At 55.8% G+C, this 15558-nt stretch carries 14 protein-coding genes; 2 read left to right on the forward strand and 12 right to left on the reverse strand.

The genetic code is table 11. From position 1 onward, the window contains the following. From ACXADJ_RS10430 to ACXADJ_RS10485, 12 genes are all read right to left on the reverse strand, one after another. The gene (locus ACXADJ_RS10430; RefSeq protein WP_475065506.1) at positions 1–2358 is read right to left on the reverse strand and encodes a methyl-accepting chemotaxis protein; all 2358 of its coding nucleotides are present in this window, start codon (positions 2356–2358) and stop codon (positions 1–3) included. Between the two features lie 40 nt (positions 2359–2398). Continuing rightward, the gene (locus ACXADJ_RS10435; protein WP_028294675.1) at positions 2399–2893 is read right to left on the reverse strand and encodes a chemotaxis protein CheW; all 495 of its coding nucleotides are present in this window, start codon (positions 2891–2893) and stop codon (positions 2399–2401) included. Between the two features lie 9 nt (positions 2894–2902). After that, positions 2903–5056 (reverse strand): chemotaxis protein CheA, encoded by a 2154-nt coding sequence (locus tag ACXADJ_RS10440; protein WP_475065508.1) that lies wholly within the window; start codon positions 5054–5056, stop codon positions 2903–2905. A gap of 4 nt (positions 5057–5060) precedes the next feature. Further along, a complete protein-coding gene (locus ACXADJ_RS10445; RefSeq protein ID WP_028294673.1) occupies positions 5061–5423 on the reverse strand; it encodes a response regulator in 363 nt (120 codons plus the stop codon). An 82-nt stretch (positions 5424–5505) separates the two neighbouring features. Beyond that, positions 5506–5796, reverse strand: a complete 291-nt coding sequence (locus ACXADJ_RS10450) for an STAS domain-containing protein (protein WP_028294672.1) — start codon at positions 5794–5796, stop codon at positions 5506–5508. A 176-nt stretch (positions 5797–5972) separates the two neighbouring features. Then, entirely contained in the window at positions 5973–6449 is a 477-nt protein-coding gene (locus tag ACXADJ_RS10455; RefSeq protein ID WP_475065511.1) for a flagellar export protein FliJ, read from the reverse strand. A 267-nt stretch (positions 6450–6716) separates the two neighbouring features. Further along, the gene (gene fliI / locus ACXADJ_RS10460) at positions 6717–8066 is read right to left on the reverse strand and encodes a flagellar protein export ATPase FliI (RefSeq protein ID WP_475065513.1); all 1350 of its coding nucleotides are present in this window, start codon (positions 8064–8066) and stop codon (positions 6717–6719) included. Then, positions 8053–9333 (reverse strand): FliH/SctL family protein, encoded by a 1281-nt coding sequence (locus ACXADJ_RS10465; protein WP_475065515.1) that lies wholly within the window; start codon positions 9331–9333, stop codon positions 8053–8055. The genes fliI and ACXADJ_RS10465 overlap by 14 nt, the downstream gene beginning before the upstream one ends. A gap of 53 nt (positions 9334–9386) precedes the next feature. After that, positions 9387–10394 carry a flagellar motor switch protein FliG gene (fliG, locus tag ACXADJ_RS10470; protein WP_028294670.1) on the reverse strand — a complete coding sequence of 336 codons (1008 nt, stop codon included), beginning with the start codon at positions 10392–10394 and terminating at the stop codon, positions 9387–9389. After that, a complete protein-coding gene (gene fliF / locus ACXADJ_RS10475; protein WP_475065517.1) occupies positions 10387–12132 on the reverse strand; it encodes a flagellar basal-body MS-ring/collar protein FliF in 1746 nt (581 codons plus the stop codon). The genes fliG and fliF overlap by 8 nt, the downstream gene beginning before the upstream one ends. Before the next feature lie 54 nt (positions 12133–12186). After that, positions 12187–12708 (reverse strand): flagellar hook-basal body complex protein FliE, encoded by a 522-nt coding sequence (gene fliE / locus ACXADJ_RS10480; protein WP_475065519.1) that lies wholly within the window; start codon positions 12706–12708, stop codon positions 12187–12189. A 113-nt stretch (positions 12709–12821) separates the two neighbouring features. Next, positions 12822–13076, reverse strand: coding sequence for a hypothetical protein (locus ACXADJ_RS10485; protein WP_475065521.1), 255 nt, complete (start codon positions 13074–13076; stop codon positions 12822–12824). A 279-nt stretch (positions 13077–13355) separates the two neighbouring features. On the opposite strand from ACXADJ_RS10485, the gene ACXADJ_RS10490 reads away from it, so the two are divergent. Together ACXADJ_RS10490 and ACXADJ_RS10495 are read left to right on the forward strand one after the other, a co-directional pair. After that, entirely contained in the window at positions 13356–14375 is a 1020-nt protein-coding gene (locus ACXADJ_RS10490; protein ID WP_475065523.1) for a DUF1852 domain-containing protein, read from the forward strand. A gap of 122 nt (positions 14376–14497) precedes the next feature. Further along, complete coding sequence (locus ACXADJ_RS10495) at positions 14498–15526, forward strand: methionine synthase (protein ID WP_475065525.1); 1029 nt, start codon at positions 14498–14500, stop codon at positions 15524–15526. Positions 15527–15558 lie beyond the last annotated feature (32 nt).

A 15558-nucleotide genomic window follows, 5' to 3' on the forward strand; every position in this document is an offset into this window, starting at 1 on the left:
TCAGAACTCCGCCCAGTCGTCGTCGTCACTCACCGAGAAAGCATCCTGGGAAGCCACTGGTGCTGCTGCCGGAGCCGCAGGTCTGGCCGCTGCCGGAGCCGCTGCAAAGCCGCTGGAGGCAGGTTTGCTGGCACCTTCGGCGGTGGAGAAGAACTCCATCATTTCCATCATTGAGCGCGACTGTTCTGCCATGGCTTCACCCGCCGCGGAGGCTTCTTCCACCAGTGCCGCGTTCTGCTGGGTCATTTCGTCCATCTGCGCCACCGCAGCGTTGACCTGCTCGATCCCCGACGACTGCTCGCGGGCAGCGGTGCTGATTTCGCGGATCATTTCCGATACGCGGTCCACCGACTCGATGATTTCGTTCAACGTGCGGCCGGATTCATTCACCAGTGAGGTACCGGCATCCACCTTGTCGACGCTGTCGCGGATCAGGTCCTTGATTTCTTTCGCCGCACCGGCAGAGCGCTGGGCCAGGTTACGAACTTCGCCTGCCACCACCGCAAAACCGCGGCCTTGTTCACCGGCTCGGGCGGCTTCTACGGCGGCGTTCAGAGCCAGCAGGTTGGTCTGGAACGCAATCTCGTCAATCACACCGATGATGTCGGCGATTTTCTTCGAGGCTGCGTTGATTTCATCCATCGCCGTCACCGCTTTGCCGACCACAGCACCACCGGACGTGGCCTTGTGTTTGGCTGCGGCCGCCAATTCATTGGCATGCACCGAGTTCTCGCTGGTTTGTTTAACCGCACTGGTCATCTCTTCCATACTGGACGCTGTTTCTTCCAGACTGGAGGCCTGTGACTCGGTACGGCGACTGAGGTCAGCGTTGCCTTGAGCGATTTCGTTGGCACCGGTGGATACGGTGGAAGCCGATTCACGGATGCGGGTAATGATGTCGGTCAGACGCTCAACCGTGCTGTTGGCATCCTGTTTCAGTTTATCGAACGAGCCGTTGTAGTCGGCGTCGATGGTACGGGTCAGGTTACCGTGCGCCAGCGCATCAAAGACGCGAATGGTGTCGCTGACGACGGAGTCGGAAATGGTCAGCAGGCGGTTCAGACCTTCGGCCAGTTTCAGCTGGAAGCCTTGCTTGCCTCGGGCGTCGACCCGGCGTGACAGATCGCCGTTGGAAGCGGCATCCACGATGGCGTCGATTTCCTGTTCAGTACGTACTTCGTCGGTACGGTCATCCCACTCCACCACCGTGCCCAAGCGGTTGCCATTGCTGTCCATCCACGGCGACGCCGTCAGGTTCATGCTCAGGCCGTTAACCGCCAGTGTGGTTTTATAAGCCTCTTTAAGGCCTGCAATCATGTTGCGCTGGTGCGACGGGTTCTTGTGGAAAATGTCCACCTGAGTACCGATCAGGGCATCGACCTTGAAGTTGGACAACGCCTGCTGCAACTCTTTTTCGCGGTGGCTGAGCATGCCTTCCAGCGCGGTGTTCATGTAAACGATGTTCATATCGTTGTCGGCCAGCATCACGTTGGCCTGACACAGCATCAATGCATTGGCGATGTTGGCGTTTTTTTCAGCCAGTACCGCAGCTTTCTTCTGTGCCGTAATGTCGGTGGCGTATTTCACCACTTTGTACGGTTTACCGTCGGCGTCACACACCGGGTTATAGGAAGCCTGAATCCAGATTTCCCGACCACCTTTGGCAAAGCGCTTGTATTCCGCTGCTTCAAACTGGCCACGGTTCAATTTGGCCCAGAAGTCAGCGTACTCACGGGAACTGGCGTACTCGGGATCAACAAACATGCGGTGATGCTGTCCCTGAATTTCGTCCAGGCGGTAACCAATGGCGCCGAGGAAGTTATCGTTGGCGGTGATGATGGTGCCATCCATGTTGAACTCAATGGTGGCCTGACTCTTGTCGAGGGCATCGATTTTGGACGTCATCTCGCGGGTCGATTTTTCGTAGGCAAACTGCTGCATTTTTTGAGCAGTAATGTCCGATGCATACTTGATGACCTTGTACGGCTTGCCGTGCTCGTCCAGCACCGGGTTGTAAGAAGCCTGAATCCAGATTTCCTTGCCGCCCTTACCAAAGCGTTGGTATTCCGCTTGCTCAAACTCACCACGGTTCAACTTGGCCCAAAAGTCGGCGTATTCCTGACTACGACCAAACTCTTCGCTGGCGAACATACGGTGGTGACGCCCCTGAATTTCATCAAGCCGGTAGCCCAACGCTGCCAGGAAGTTGTCGTTGGCTGTGATGATGGTGCCGTCCATATTGAACTCGATCACCGCCTGGCTTTTATTCAGTGCGTTGACCTTGGCTTCCAGCTCACGAATCTTCTTTGGGTCGCTGGAACCATCGTCAGCGGCAAACATTTTGGATAAAAAGCTCATAACTTCCGTCCTTCCAGAATTTCTCGGATCAGGTATCGGTTCAGAGATGGGTGCCCAGGTGACCTGGCACGCTCAATAAGGACTCAACGTCCAATAAAATAACCATTTTGTCATTGACGTTAACGAGGCCGTCGATAAACACCGAGTTGTCGTCTTCCGTCAGTTCGGGGGCTTTGCGGGTTTCCCCCTGTGCGATGGTGTAAACATCGGATACAGCATCCACTACGATGCCCATCACACGTTCGTTCGGCTGCTCAACCTTAAGAATGATGACCACCGTCATCGGGCTGTATTCAACGGTTGGCAAACCGAAGCGCAGCCGCAAATCCATGATTGGTACAATGGTGCCGCGCAGGTTAATCACCCCCTTGATGTAGTCCGGCGCGTTAGGAATCACGGTGGACTGCTCCCAGCCACGGATTTCCTGCACTGCCAGGATGTCTACCCCGTATTCTTCGCCGGCCATAATGAAGGTGAGGTACTGCTGTTCGTCCTGATCGAGGTTTTCGGCCACTGCTGTATCAGTTGCTGTCATCGTCTTCACCTACGCTGCCTGTTCTGAACCGGGGATGGCTGCCGCCCGGCCGTCAACTTTTTTGCCAATTCCGGATATGTCGATAATCAGAGCCACTGTGCCATCGCCAAGAATGGTGGCGCCGGAAACACCGGATACCCGTTGGTAATTCTGTTCAAGGCTTTTGATCACCACTTGCTGTTGTCCCAGCAGGTCGTCGACCACAATGCCGATTTTTTCGTTGTCGCCTTCCACCACCACCAGCATGGCTTCTTCGACTTCCTCTTCCACTGGCCGCAGGTTGAACACCTGATCCAGACGGATGATCGGGATGTATTCATCACGCAGTTTCATTACTGGCTGACTGCCAGAAATATTGTTGAGGGTCTGCTTTTGCAGCTGAATCGACTCAACAATCGATACCAGTGGGAAGATATAAGTCTGATTGCACACTTCCACCAGCTGGCCATCCAGAATCGCCAGCGTCAGTGGCAGCCGGATCACAAAGGTCGACCCTGTGCCTTTCTGCGACTTCACCTCGATGGTGCCGTTAAGCTCGTTGATGTTCCGGCGCACCACGTCCATACCCACGCCACGGCCGGAGATATCGCTGACCTGATCGGCGGTGGAGAAGCCCGGCAGGAAAATCAGCTGGTGAATTTCTTCCGGCGTTAAACTGGCGTTAGCCGCCACCAGACCACGCTCAATGGCCTTGTTCAGAATCCGCTCTTCGTTCAATCCGGCGCCGTCGTCCTTCACTTCAATGACGATATTGCCGCCCTGGTGGAAGGCGTTCAGGGTGATGGTGCCGGATTCATCCTTGCCGGTTTCGATGCGTTTTGCGGTGGTTTCCAGACCGTGGTCGAGGGAGTTACGAACCAGGTGAACCAACGGGTCGCCGATCTTTTCCATCACGGTTTTATCGAGTTCGGTGTTTTCACCCTGCATCACCAGATTGACCTTTTTACCGAGCTGGTTGCCAAGGTCACGCACCAGCCGTGGGAAACGGCTGAAGGCAAAGCTGATTGGCATCATGCGGATTTTCATCACGCTTTCTTGCAGCTCGCGGGTGTTTTGTTCAAGCTGCGACAGACCTTCCAACAAGCGGCCCATGCGGCTGATGTCGAAGTCCTGGCCTAGCTGGCCCAGCATCGATTGGGTAATCACCAGTTCGCCGACCATATTGATGAGGCTGTCGACCTTATCGATAGATACACGAATGGAGGATTGATCGCCGCCACGGTTAGGCTTGGCCTTGGCTTTCGCTGGTTCCGCTTTGGCCGCTTCCGGCTTGGCAGACTCCACCTTGGCAGCTTCGGACTGGGCAGCTTCGGAATTGGCAGGTTCTGCTACTGCCGCAGGTGCTGCAACAGGCTCAGGTTCAACAGCAGCCTCAGCACAGGCCTCAGCAGTGTCAGTCTTGGCCTCAGCACCAGACTCCAATGCCTGACCGTCGGCATCGAGAGCGATGTATTCAATGTCGCAGTCGTCTTCTACCCACTCAAATACGGTCTGGATATCGGACTGCTCGATGTCGCCCATCACGGTAATGGTCCAGCTCAGGCGACACTCTTCAGGATTCAGATTGGCGAATTCAGGCAGTTCGCTTTCGTTCACCATGACCTTGATGCCGTTCGGCGCTACGCCTTCCAACTCGCGGAACATGCGGAACGGTTCGTTACCGGTACGCAAAACGTCGGCATCCGGTATAAAGCGGACTTTCCACCCCGCTCGCTCGCTACCGCCAGTCGTTGCTTCGGAGGCGTCGTTGCTGTCACCGTCGGCCGACTCGGCTTCGCCGTGCAAAATGGCCTTCAGTTGCAACTTGAGCTCGTCGGCGCGGGCCGTTTCGGGCTCGGAGCCTTCGTTCAACGCTGTCATCATCGCCCGCAGGCAATCAACGGATTGCAGGAACAGGTCAACATGCAGTTGTTCCAGCGCCCGCTGGCCCGCACGAATTTCATCCAGCAAGGTTTCAACCTCGTGGGTGAACTCCGAAATCTGCATAAAACCAAAGGTTCCTGCACCGCCCTTGATGCTGTGAGCAGCGCGGAAGATGGTATTGACTGTCTCGTCATCGACACTGTCTGGCGACAGTTCTAACAACTCGCTCTCCATAACATCGAGACCTTCGAAACTCTCTTCGAAGAAAACCTGATGGAACTGGGACAGATCGATACTCATAGTCTTACCCCAACACGCGCTTGATGGTGCTCAACAGTTGTTCCGGGTTAAACGGCTTGACGATCCAACCGGTTGCGCCAGCCTGCTTGCCCTGCATTTTCATGTCGCCAGCCGATTCGGTGGTCAGCATCAGCACAGGGGTAAACTTGTAATCGGGCAGCTGTCGTAATTCTTTACAGAATTCGATGCCATTCATGTTTGGCATGTTGACATCGGACAGCACCAGGTCGAATTTGCCCCGTTTGGCTTCAGCCAACGCCTCCACCCCGTCACATGCTTCCTTAACATCAAAGCCTGCACCTTTCAGAGTGAACGACACCATCTGACGCATGGACGCAGAATCGTCGACCGCTAAGATACTCGCCATATCTGGACTCCCATTTTTACGCTTTCGGGCCTGAGTGACCCTGTTAGCTCCCGCTGGGGAGCGTAGTTAAAACCTTGCGAGATCAGGCTGCTGGCTGGGCCAGAGTCAGCGCGTCACTCATGCCAAGAATGGAAGCGGTGTCAGACACCACTTCAGAAACCCCCGACCAGGACACCGAGTGGCCTGCACTTTCAACGGCCCGGAACAACGCCAGAATCAATTGCAAACCGGCGGTGTCGCAGTACTGAACCTCGTCGGCCTTAAGCTCGATATCCCGGGCATCACGCAAGGCCTGCTCCATTTCCTGATGCAAGGCTTCAACGCGCTCAATACTGAGTCGGGCACCACAATCGATACTGACGGACTGGCTCATGACCGTTTCCTGTTCCTGATCAAACTTAAATTTAAGAGTAGACCGCTCTCGCCAAGGCGCTAGAAACTTGTGAATGTTTTTTGCAGCCACCCCGCACGGGCCGGAGGCCACAGCGGTTTTAGAGGCGTGCGACTACAAAGCGAGAATGCAGGAGCAAGCGGAATAACGATGCAGAGTTATTCAGGCTCACGGGATGACATAAACGCTTTACGGTTAGCCCATTCATCGGCCTGGCGCTGCTCAACTTGAGCCTGTTGTTGATGAAATTCCCGATCGAGCTTGTCCATCAGGTGCACCAGGCCATCGGTTTTGGCCTTGAGGGCAAGGTATTGCTGGTGGGCTGCCGCAATTCTTGCGTGCAGTTGGTCGATTTGAAGTTGTTGCGATTTTCCGGCCTGCTCCAGCTGTCCAAGGAACTGCAACAGGTTCTGGATGTTGGTTCCGGAGAGCTGACTACCGCCTGGCTTGGCCAGTTGTTGACGGTAATCATCAGCGTACAGTTGCAGTTGCTGGCTTTGGTTCACTTCCTGTTGCAGCTGTTGTTGCAGACGGCCCCATTCGGCCAGGGCTTTTTGCTCGGCCTGCTGGCTTTGCTGCCACACCGGGATCAGGCGTTTGGCGCGGGGATGAGCGTATTGCTTGGGGTCAGCCATTGTATCTTCCACAAACCAGAGCTTTAAGTTCACGGCCTCTTGGGGAGAACTTCTCTCCCCGGCGGCCACCATCCCCACTGCTTCGCGCTTCCGATTCGCTTATCAATAGTCATTTCAAGCTCCTCACGAACACGCCCGGACGCCACATCCCTGTGGCTACCGGGCTAGTTGGCCATCCATGGCCAACTGTTCTACTCACTTTCATTCCTATCGGCTCATCTCAAGGCGCATAGAAAGCCCCAGACACACCGCTAATCACGACAGAGCCTATCTTCCCGGCGGCAAGGCCGGAATAAGCTCTTTCAGCGCGGCGTCGCAGACGTTGAGGTCAGCGCCTTCGTCAAGCCGCTGGCGCAGCATGCCTTTGATTTTGGGCATGCGTTCCATCGCTACTTCCAGCATCGGGTCGCTGCCTTTCTGGTAAGCGCCCACACTGATAAGGTCCTGATTCTGGCGATAGTGCGCCACCAGCTGTTTGACGAATTGTGCCCGTTGCAGCCAGTCCGGCGGCACGATGTGGGGCATCACCCGGCTGACGGAGGCTTCAACGTCGATGGCCGGGTAATGGCCTTCTTCGGCCAACCGGCGCGACAGCACGATATGGCCATCCAGAATCGCTCGACTGGCGTCGGCAATCGGGTCTTGCATGTCATCGCCTTCGCTCAGAACCGTGTAAAACGCGGTAATGGAGCCACCGCCGGGTTCGCCGTTACCGGTGCGTTCTACCAGCTTTGGCAGTTTGTTGAACACCGAGGGCGGATAGCCTTTGGTGGCCGGCGGTTCGCCCACTGCCAGCGCAATCTCCCGTTGCGCTTGGGCGTAACGGGTGAGTGAGTCCATCAGCAGCAGCACTTGCAAGCCCTGATCGCGGTAGAACTCGGCCACCGAGGTGCAATACTGCGCCGCTCGCAGCCGCATCAGTGGCGAATCGTCCGCCGGAGAGGCCACCACCACCGAGCGCTGTAAGCCTTCCTCGCCCAGAATTTCGTCGATGAATTCCTTTACCTCGCGGCCCCGTTCGCCAATAAGACCCACCACCACGATGTCGGCGGTGGTGAAGCGGGTCATCATGCCAAGCAGCATGGATTTACCCACGCCCGAACCGGCAAACAAGCCAATACGCTGGCCTCGGCCCACCGTCAGCATGGTGTTGATGGCCCGAATACCAACGTCGAGCGGAGTACGAATCGGGTCGCGTTTCAGCGGGTTAATGGGCTGGCCATTCAGGTGCCCTTGCTGTGGCTGTACCAGCGGGCCTTTGCCATCCAGTGGATTGCCAGTGCCATCCAGCACCCGGCCCAGCAAGCCAAAGCCGACCGGCACATCGGCAGCGCCGTTCAATGGCATTACCCGGGCACCGGGGCGCAGGCCGTCGACCTGTTCGATGGGCATCAGAAACACCCGCTGACCATCAAAGCCCACCACTTCGGCTTCGATGCTGTCATTATCGGCCGACTGTCCACTGTTGCGTTGCACCAGACAGCGGTCGCCAATGCGTACGTTGATGCCCACAGCTTCGAGCGTCAGCCCAACCATGCGCACCAGCCGACCACTGGCCGCTGGCTGAAACGGCACCTGAACGGGAGGCAGCTGCCCCCAGGCTTCAGACAGTTTCATCTGGCTTGTCCTCAGTTTCTGGTTCAGCTTCTACTGGTTCTGGTTCTGGTTCTGCTGATTCTGGTTCTGCTGATTCTGGTTCTGCGGATTCTGGTTCTGCTGATTCTGGTTCTGCGGATTCTGTTTCTGCTGATTCTGTTTCTGCTGATTCTGGTTCTGCGGATTCTGGTTCTGCGGATTCAGGCTCTGCGGATTCAGGCTCTGCGGATTCAGGCTCTGCGGATTCAGGCTCTGCGGATTCAGGCTCTGCGGATTCAGGCTCTGCGGATTCTGGTTCTACGGATTCTGGCTCTACGGATTCTGGTTCTACGGATTCTGGTTCTACGGATTCTGGTTCTTCAGGCTCGGCATGCAACTGCTCGACGGCGGCGTCGATTTCCTGCTCCAATTCGGCGGCCAGTGTTTCGTCGTCAGGAACGGTTTGCACCAATGCCGGAGCCAGCTGTTCTAACAGCTGTTGCAGATGGTCGTACACCCGATAGTCCACCTGACTGTCGGCGGTTTTCACCTTGCATTCACCGGCCTGCAGGTTCGGGTCGATGTTGAAGTCCAGGCTTTCGCCAAACTCGGCCAACTGACCTTCCAGAAAGCTGGCATCGTCTTTGGACACAAATACTTTCGCTTGCTGTTCTGCGCCGTCGGGCAGTTGCTCCAGCGCGCTACGCACGTATTTATGGATGTTTTTGGCACCGTCCGCCAGCTCATAACGCAGCACCTGCTCGCATGCCATCATCACCAAACCTGCCAACATTTCCGGTAGCTGTTGATCACGCTCAATCAGGCTTTGGCTGGCGACCTGCTGCAACGCCTTGAAGCGATCCAGCAATTGCTCTACCTGCTCGCCAGTTGCTTTCAGAGCTTCGGCCTTGCCTTCGTTAAAGCCGATGGTGTTGCCGGCTTTTTCACCTTCCTGCTTGCCGGTTTCGAGACCCTTGGCATAGCCGTCGTCGTAACCGGCTTTTTCGCCATTCTGACGGCCTTCCACCAGCCCTTGTTCAAGGCCTTCGTTGTAGGCTTCGCGGCGAATATTCTCCAGTTCTTCGGCGGTCGGCAGCTGGATGTCTTCTTCAATTTCCGGCTCGGCTTCAGGCTCTGACTGACGGCGGCGGTTGGCAATCATCAACGAGGTATCCGGCTGCTCCCGCTCTGCCTTATGCACCACTTCCTCGGTCCAGAATGGCAACTTCCACGGCCGTGCCTGCTCGCCTTCCTTGTCGAACATCAGCTCACGTTCTTGATCCTGCTTGTGTGAGTCGTTGCCTGCCATCAGTTATCGCCATTCACCCGAATCTGTACCCGTGTAAACAAGGTCTGGTGTTACTACACCATGGCCTCGCCACCACCACCCAGCATAATTTCGCCCGCATCGGCCAGGCGACGTGCAATGGTGAGGATTTCTTTCTGCGCGCCTTCCACTTCGCTGACCTTGACCGGCCCTTTGGCGTCGAGGTCGTCGCGCAGCAGTTCGGCGGCCCGCTTGGACATGTTCTTGAAGATTTTTTCCTGCAAATTCGGATCGGCACCCTTGAGCGCCAGAACCAGCAGGTCGGTGCCCACTTCGCGCAGCAGCGCCTGAATACCGCGGTCGTCGACATCGACCAGGTTGTCGAACACAAACATCAGGTCCTGAATCTGGGTACCCAGATCCTCGTCCACTTCGGTAATGCGCTCCAGCAGTTCGGCCGCCAATGTGCTGTCGACCATGTTGACGATGTTGGCCGCCACTTTGACGCCACCCATAGTGGTGGTCTGGGCTCCGCCCTTGCCAGAGAACTGACGCTCGAGAATGTCGTTCAGCTCTTTCAGGGCCGCGGGCTGTACAGCCTCCAGAGACGCCACCCGCATGATGATGTCGAGGCGAACTTTTTCGTCAAAGTTGGAAAGAATTTCGGCCGACTGGTCGGGGTCGAGGTACGACACCACGATGGCCTGAATCTGTGGGTGCTCATGACGAATCAGATCAGCCACCTGACGTGGCTCCATCCATTTGAGCGAGTCCAGACCCGACGTATTGCCGCCCAGCAGAATGCGGTCGATCAGGGCACCGGCCTTGTCGCTGCCCAGTGCCTGCGTCAACATATTGCGAATGTAGTCATCCGACCCAAGGCCCATACCGGTTTGGCCTGAGACGGCTTCGAGAAACTCCGCCACCACGCCTTCCACCTGGGTTTGATTGATGTTCTGCAAGGTGGCCATCGCCGACCCCACTTTCTGAACCTCTTTCGGGCCCATGTGTTTAAGGATCTCGGCGGCGTCTTTCTCACCCAGACTCATCAGCAGGATGCCTGCCCGCTCGACGCGGGTCAGGTCTGTTTTTTCATCAGCCATTTTCTTCGTTCACCCATCCGATTATGACTTGAGCCACGCGCGCCGGATCTTCTGCAATCAGGCCTTTCAGTGCATCCAGCTGACGTTCGTAGCTTTCAGAGGCACCGGGCAACAGCAGTTGATCCATACCGGCAATCGTGACCGAATCTTCTTCCATACCGGAATCTGCATCTTCCAGTTCTTCCAGCAGAATGGCGTCGTCTTCTTCGCCTTTACTGGACAGGCTCTTGAAGGTGGGTCGGATCACGCCGAAGATCAGAATCAGGATGAACAAGCCTGCCATCACCTGTTTCATGATTTCCCAGAACCATGGCTGGGTCCAGAATTCGGGCTCGCCCATTTCCAGTTCGGCTTTGCCCATGAACGGCGAGTTGATCACGTTAACGCTGTCGCCACGGGCGGCGTTAAAGCCGACGGCGTCTTTCACCAGAATTTCCAGTCGCTGCAGATCGTTTTCCGTCCATGGAATATAGACGGTCTCACCGTCGGCGTTGGACGATTCACGGTCATTCACCACCACAGCAACGGTCAATCGGTTCAGACGTCCCACTTGATGCTGTTTGAAGCTGAGGGTTCGGTCGATTTCGTAATTGCGAGTGGCTTCCGAGCGGGAGCGGCCATTGCCCCCGGCACCGGCGCCACCCGTGCCAATGGCTTGCTCCGGAGCGGTTGGGTCTGCCGGTGGTTGGTTCGACAACGCCCCCGGAATACCGCCATTGATGGGGCCACTGTTGGATTCGTCGATCAGCTGTTCGCTGCGCAGAGCAATCAGATCGGGGTTGTAGAGTTCTTCCGCCTGTTCCAGACGGGTGAAGTCGATGTCGGCAGACACTTCGGCCTTGTAGTTGTCGCTGCCCAGTACCGGCTTGAGGATGTTATTCACCGCCTGCACCACGTTGTCTTCCACCCGCTGGGTGTATTCCAGTTGCTTGGCGGCCAGCAGCTCTTCGGTGGTTTCTTCTTCTTTCGACAGCAGGTTGCCGTACTGGTCGACCAGAGAGACATCCGCACGGGACATTTCCGACACGCTTGATGCCACCAGATTTACAATCGCCTCGACCTGATCCTTGTTCAGATCACGGCCCGGAAACAGCTCCAGAAACACCGAAGCCCGCGGCTTGCGCTGGTCTCGTACAAATACCGATTGCTTCGGTAACGCCAGGTGCACACGGGCATTACGAATAGATTTTACGCTGGCGATGGTGCGCGCCAATTCGCCTTCCAGACCACGGCGGTAGCGGGCGTTTTCAATAAACTGGCTGGTGCCCAACGAGCTGTCCTGATCCAGCACTTCCAGACCAACGGTTTTGTCGTCGATCAGTGCCGCAGCCGCCAGCTTCATGCGGGCATCGTGCAGGTCATTGGCTTCCACCATCAAAATCTGGGTGCCGGGATCAATCTCGAATGCGATCCCTTCGCGCTGCAACACCTCAATGATTTCCTGAGCGTTGTGGTCTTGCAGGCGATGAATCAGCGGTTTGTAGGTTGGCTCTTGCGACCAGATCATGATCGCGATCGACAGCGCGATCACCAGAGCAATACCGCCAATGGTGACCGCCTGACGGCCCATCGGCAGCTTGTTGAAGCCCAGTAGCACCGGATGGCCGGATTTCTCTGCAGCTGCGTCGGTACGACGGCTGTCGAGTGCTGTGCTGTCGGCATTGGCCGTAGCAGCAGCGCCCGATGCCGCTGCACCGTTGGCCGCCAGATCGCCGGGTTTGGCAGGTACATCAGCCATGGTAGGCACTCCTGTTCGATGGGATGAAGGTCATGTGGGTCATGGGCTTCTCCCTTACAGCGGCATGTTCATAACGTCTTTGTAGGCTTCCACCAGCTTGTTGCGCACCTGGGTCATGGCCTGAAAAGACACGGAGGATTTTTGCATCGCAATCATCACATCCGGCAGGTCTACCGTTGGGTCGCCCTGCTCGAAACGGGTTGCCAGCTCCTTGGCGGCCTTCTGATTGTCGTTAACAGCATTGATGCCGTTGGCAAACATGGTTTGGAAATCGGGAACGGTTTCATCCATTTTGGCGGTCGGGTTCACAGCCTCGGGGGCAGTGACCGACTCCAACTGCTGGGCCAGCTGCGCCTGAAAACGGCTGGGTGCTACGCCATCGGTCGTCAGGCTGTTTGGATTCAACGCGGTAGGGTTGGTATTGGGATTAAAGCCGCCAATGTTAGCACCCGGCGCAACACCGGCACTGGCCGCTTGTGCCGACTGATTAACAGCCAACTCCTGCTGACTGCGAAGCTGGTTCTTCACCTGGCGCATTTGCATCAGCACAGAATTCACATCAACACGATCAACCATACCCTTCCCCTCTTTCCGGTAGCTTGACGACTCTTTGACGCCCTCACTCGGTTGGTGAAGTTTTGGCCATGAGTCCGTCGCCTTTTTGGCGTTTCTACCGTTAAAACTGTTTGTTAGAGGGGGAGTTGCAACCGGCTTGCCAAGTTTGCCGGGCGGCAAGCCAGAACAGGCAAGAAATTTCCGCCTGCGGAAAAACGCATTTTTAAATCAAGGAGTTGCGGGAAGGTAAAAATCTCTAAACAGGTCCAAACAGGTGCAGAAAGAGGTATGGAATGAGTTAAGCGATTGCCAATAAGCTCTCGCGCTCCCCTCAGCATCAGCATCAGCATCAGCCAGCCGTACACGCCAAGCGTATAAACCAGCCACACACGCTGCTGCTCAGCGAACGCAATAGCAGGCCAGAAGCCAAGCCCAAACCACTGGAAAACCAGTCACATTTTTCACACACACAATCTATAAATGAACAGGGTTCAACATCCCTCAAGCCCCGTGTGAAGCGGCTTCACATTAAAACATGAGTAAATCTCAATCTTCTTTGAAACATCATCAATTTTCTTCACCAAAATATTTCGGTACAAATACGCTCATCGCAACGGCCGCCACAAGCAGCCAACGCCCAATATTCAGATTCCCAGGGAATGACCGCCATGAGCCAGCAATTTACCTTCAGCATCAAAAGCATCGCTTTCGACCACAACTACCAACCGGCTGAAAGCACCCGTGCGACCACCAACTTCGCCAATCTGGCCCGTGGTGAAAGCCGCGAGCAGAACCTGAAAAACGCCCTGCGCATGATCAACAACCGCTTTAACGCCCTGGCCTACTGGGACAACCCCAATGCCGACCGTTACTCGGTAGAGCTGGAAATTGTGTCAGTAGATATTCAGGTAGATGTGCAGCAAGCAGGTAACGGCCAGTCATTCCCAAGCATCGAAGTACTGAAAACCAACATCGTCGATCACAAAACCGGCAAGCGTATTGAAGGCATCGTTGGCAACAACTTCTCCTCCTACGTGCGCGACTACGACTTCAGCGTTGAACTGCTGGAGTACAACAAAGGCAAAACCGGCTTCAGCGTGCCAGCCAACTTCGGCGACCTGCACGGCAAGCTGTTCCAGAGCTTTGTGCATTCCGACACCTACGCCCAACACTTCAGCAAGCTGCCGGTCATCTGCCTGAGCGTATCCGACAGCAAGGTGTACCAGAAAACCGAAAACGAACACCCGGTACTGGGCGTGGAATACGAGCCAAACGAAACCTCGCTGACCGAACAGTATTTCAAGAAGATGGGCTTGCAGGTGCGCTACTTTATGCCGCCAAACAGCGTTGCACCGCTGGCGTTCTACTTCTTTGGCGACCTGCTGACCGACTACACCAACCTGGAGTTGATTAGCACCATCGCCACCATGGAAACCTTCCAGAAGATTTATCGCCCGGAGATCTACAACGCCAACTCAGTGGCTGGCCAAACCTACCAGCCTAACCTGAAACACGCAGATCACTCGGTAACCCAGATTGTGTACGACCGCGAAGAACGCAGCCGGCTGGCCAAACAGCAAGGCAAGTTTGCCGAAGAACACTTCATCAAGCCGTACCGCGGCCTGCTGGAACAGTGGACGGCCAACCTGACCTTCAACAACCCGTCGTTTAACAACACCAGTTTCTAAAACACCGTTTGTTTGAAAAACGTAAGTGGCCAGACGCCCACCCAATACAAGAGGCGTCGGCCGTTTTTTATGTGTCACTCGTTTTCGCAAAAATCCAATTCAGCTCAGAAAGAATTCAAACCATGAAAAAGCTACTCCCAACCTCCACCGCTGGCAGCCTGCCAAAACCCGTATGGCTGGCCGAACCGGAGAAACTCTGGTCACCGTGGAAACTGCAAGACGAACAACTGGTGCTGGGCAAACAAGACGCCCTGCGTTTGTCCCTGCTGGACCAAACCCAGGCTGGTATCGACATTGTCAGCGACGGCGAACAAACCCGTCAGCACTTTGTCACCACCTTTATTGAACACCTGCACGGCGTCGATTTTGAAAACCGCAAAACCGTGCGCATCCGCAACCGCTACGACGCCAGCGTACCCGGCGTCGTCAGTGCCGTAGAGCGCAAAAAACCCGTGTTTGTAGAAGACGCCAAATTCCTGCGCAGCCAAACCGACCAACCGATCAAATGGGCACTGCCTGGCCCAATGACCATGATCGACACCCTGTACGACGACCACTACAAAAGCCGCGAAAAACTGGCCTGGGAATTTGCCAAAATTCTGAACGAAGAAGCCAAGGAACTGGAAGCGGCAGGCGTCGACATCATCCAATTCGATGAACCGGCCTTTAACGTTTTCTTCGAAGAAGTGAACGACTGGGGCATCGCCGCCCTCGAACGCGCCGCCGAAGGCCTGAAATGCGAAACCGCCGTACACATCTGCTACGGCTACGGCATCAAAGCCAACACCGACTGGAAGAAAACCCTCGGCAACGAATGGCGTCAGTACGAAGAAGTGTTCCCGCGCCTGCAACAATCCAGCATCGACATCGTTTCACTGGAATGCATCAACTCCCACGTACCGATGGAACTGATTGAACTGATTCGCGGCAAAAAAGTCATGGTTGGCGCCATCGACGTGGCCACCAACACCGTAGAAACCCCGGAAGAAGTGGCTGCGGTACTGCGTGAAGCACTCAAATACGTCGATGCCGACAAACTCTACCCATGCACCAACTGCGGCATGGCACCGCTGAGCAAAGAAGTCGCCAACGGCAAACTGCGTGCCCTGGCCGCCGGTGCAGAGATTATTCGGAAAGAACTGGAGGCTTGAGCGTTTAACCCTGAGCACTGGGGAATATTGAA

Source organism: Oceanobacter sp. ABM4_470 (assembly GCF_056158645.1).